This window comes from Plectonema cf. radiosum LEGE 06105 (assembly GCF_015207665.1).
Taxonomy (GTDB): Bacteria; Cyanobacteriota; Cyanobacteriia; order Cyanobacteriales; family Nostocaceae; genus Rivularia; species Rivularia radiosa_A.
Window position 1 is genome coordinate 1 of sequence record NZ_JADEWL010000278.1, and the last position, 3,083, is coordinate 3,083.

At 41.8% G+C, this 3,083-nt stretch carries 2 protein-coding genes; one reads left to right on the forward strand and one right to left on the reverse strand.

All coding sequences use genetic code 11. The annotated features are described in order from the left end of the window. Nucleotides 1-106: 106 nt before the first annotated feature. Nucleotides 107-1,465, reverse strand: coding sequence for an ATP-binding protein (locus IQ247_RS31875; protein ID WP_193926194.1), 1,359 nt, complete (start codon nucleotides 1,463-1,465; stop codon nucleotides 107-109). A 335-nt stretch (nucleotides 1,466-1,800) separates the two neighbouring features. Between IQ247_RS31875 and bchI the strand changes: the two genes are divergently transcribed. Next, nucleotides 1,801-2,925: a magnesium chelatase ATPase subunit I gene (gene bchI / locus IQ247_RS31880; protein WP_193926195.1), complete on the forward strand. Its 1,125-nt coding sequence runs from the start codon at nucleotides 1,801-1,803 to the stop codon at nucleotides 2,923-2,925. Nucleotides 2,926-3,083 lie beyond the last annotated feature (158 nt).

Genomic DNA, 3,083 nt, shown 5'->3' on the forward strand with positions numbered 1-3,083 from the left:
GGATGGGGGGATGGGGGGAAAGAATTATCCCCTTGTTGTTCTTTGAATTCTTCACTCATAACTCCTCACTCCTAACTCAAATAACAGACGTAGCAATACTACGTCTCTACAACTCTTCTAACTCACCTGCTTCTGCCAAAATCGGATTGATATCAAACCAAGATTCTCCACCACCATCACGGTATTCAAATACCAGACGACTGTGAATTAAAGCTTGATATTCCAAATCCCCTCTTACCTTTTTGCGCTTTTTTACCTGACGTAACAATTCCCATTCATCATCGGAAATTTGCATAGTCATTTCATTACGACGGTAACGAATCAGAGCTTCCAAAGTTTGACGCGACAAAGGAAGTTTTCTTTCTCTCTGAATCCAATTATTCAACAACCGCAACAAATCCCGCACGTGTCCACCACTTACCTGACATAATCTATCCATACTTTTTGCATCCTCAAAAACCTCGCTAACTCTAGCCAAGCGCTGCTCTGGCTCCAAGTCAGGAAAAGCTCGTGCTAATACCATTTGTCGTAACAACACCATCCCCGGTTCAAAAACACTTCCATCCGGTAATTCCACTGATACCATTGGTAACACTTTTGGGTCTTCTGGAAAGCGCTGAGTCAAGTTTCCATAGTCATTCGAGAACTTTAACGCTAGAGGCATTGTATAAACAACATGACATCGTAACTTCGTTAAATACTCACTCTGGTCGATAAATAGATACTCTTGTTGCGGTCTTCCCCAAGACTTAGCGCGAGAATCCACCCGATCGAGATTATCTACTATCACCACCAAACCTTTCTTACCCTGTTGCTTTAACTTTTCTACAGCAGGTTCGAGTAATTCAGAATTAATAGCCTCTAACAACTTGGTTTTTTGAGGACCTAAATACTGATTAAGTCTTCCTCGTAAAGTCGCATCATCCTTAGTCTTAGCCGTAATTTCTCCAATCCCAAAAGCCAGAGAAAATTTATCAGAATCCGAACTAACACCAACATTACCAATCAGCGGAAGTTTAGCTTTTATCCCCACAATATCAGCATTCAAAACCCGCCAAGCACCCTGTAACAATTCCTTCAACAGACTTGGTTCATCCAAACTCATATCATCCAGACTCTGACTAACCCGACGTGCCACACTCAGCAAAAAATCGCCGATATCTACGTCGGCCATTTCCATGTCTTCACTAGACTCAAAATAGACCACATAAAAGCCTTCCGCTTCCAGTTCCGTCTTCAGTCTCAACAATTCAGTAGATTTACCACAACCTATATGTCCTGTAAATAACACACAAGTAGGCTCCTCCGGCGAAAAAAAAGTAATATTATCTCGTAACTCTTCAATAATCTTGCCACCTCTTACCGAAGAGAAATCAATATAATACTTCTCATCCTCAGCATTTTCGATAACCAGAATTTTACTAGGATTCGTAGCCTGGAAAAACTTGCGTAAATCTATAGTCATAGCATCAAACCCTTACTTTTTCTATCGTTTGAACCCCAATAGATTTACCAGCAGCCAAAATATAACTAGAAATAATACTTAAGCCGCAAGTACTACAACATCAAACTTATACTATGGTATAGTCCTGTTTAACAAAGTGTTAAGTAAGAAAATATACTTTTAAAAATAAACTTGGGCTGAGATAACAAAACAGGTCAAAGCCTAGAGGTCAAATAATTTGATTTCTAACTGTCCCAGGTCAACTAACTCCTAACTCCTAACTTTCTCTGTCCCCTTATATGGCACAATAAAGAGGGTAATAAGAGAAAGAAATAATATATAAAGGTAATTTATCGGTGAGTCCTACTACTCAAAAAACTGCTATTAAAAGGCGCGTGGTATTTCCTTTTACCGCCATTGTAGGTCAGGAAGAAATGAAACTGGCTCTAATTTTGAACGTCATTGACCCCAAAGTTGGGGGTGTAATGATCATGGGCGATCGCGGTACCGGAAAATCAACCACCATCCGAGCGCTTGCCGATCTACTTCCAGAAATTCCCGTAGTTGCTGACGATCCTTTCAACTCCCACCCCAGCGATCCGGATATAATGGGTGATGAAGCTCGTCAAAAGTTAGAACAAGGTGAAAATATTCCTGTAGCCCAGATGAAAGTACCAATGGTAGATTTGCCCTTGGGAGCTACAGAAGACCGAGTTTGCGGCACTATTGATATTGAAAAAGCTTTGTCGGAAGGTGTCAAAGCTTTTGAACCGGGACTTTTAGCTAAAGCCAACCGGGGTATTCTTTACGTGGATGAAGTAAACTTATTAGACGACCATCTAGTAGATGTACTATTAGACTCAGCCGCTAGCGGTTGGAACACCGTCGAACGTGAAGGAATTTCCATTCGTCACCCAGCCCGTTTCGTTCTCGTTGGTTCCGGGAACCCAGAAGAAGGAGAATTACGACCCCAATTGCTCGATCGATTCGGAATGCACGCTGAAATCCGTACTGTCAGGGAACCAGCATTAAGAGTGCAAATAGTGGAACAAAGGTCAGATTTTGACCAAAATCCGCCTGCATTCCTAGAAAAATACCAACAACAGCAGCAAGAACTGCAACAGCGTATCATCGAAGCCCAAGAACTTTTACCCTCCGTAAACATAGATTACGATTACCGGGTAAAAATTTCTCAAGTATGTTCCGAATTAGACGTAGATGGTTTGCGAGGTGACATTGTAACCAATCGTGCAGCCAAAGCTTTAACAGCCTTTGAAGGACGTAACGAAGTTACTGTAGACGACATTCGCCGCATTATTGCGCTGTGTTTGCGTCACCGATTGCGGAAAGACCCTTTAGAATCAATCGATACCGGCTACAAAGTAGAAAAAACCTTCTCTCGTGTCTTCGGTGTAGAACTCCCAGAAGATGCAGTTAACCTTAATGGAACCGGAGAGAAAGTCGGAGCAGGAAGAAGTTAGGAAATTTTGGATTTTAGATTCAAGAGTTAGGAGTTAGGAGTGAGGAGTTAGGAGTGAGGAGTTAGGAGTTAGGAGTGAGGAGTTAGGAGTTAGGAGTTAGTTGACAGTTGACAGTTGACAGTTGACAGTTTTTATTTATTTCTCCCCATCTCCCCATC

Bases quoted from the DNA above. Each gene is read 5' to 3' on its own strand.
- IQ247_RS31875 (WP_193926194.1), bottom strand. From the start codon at position 1,465: ATGACTATAGATTTACGCAAGTTTTTCCAGGCTACGAATCCTAGTAAA.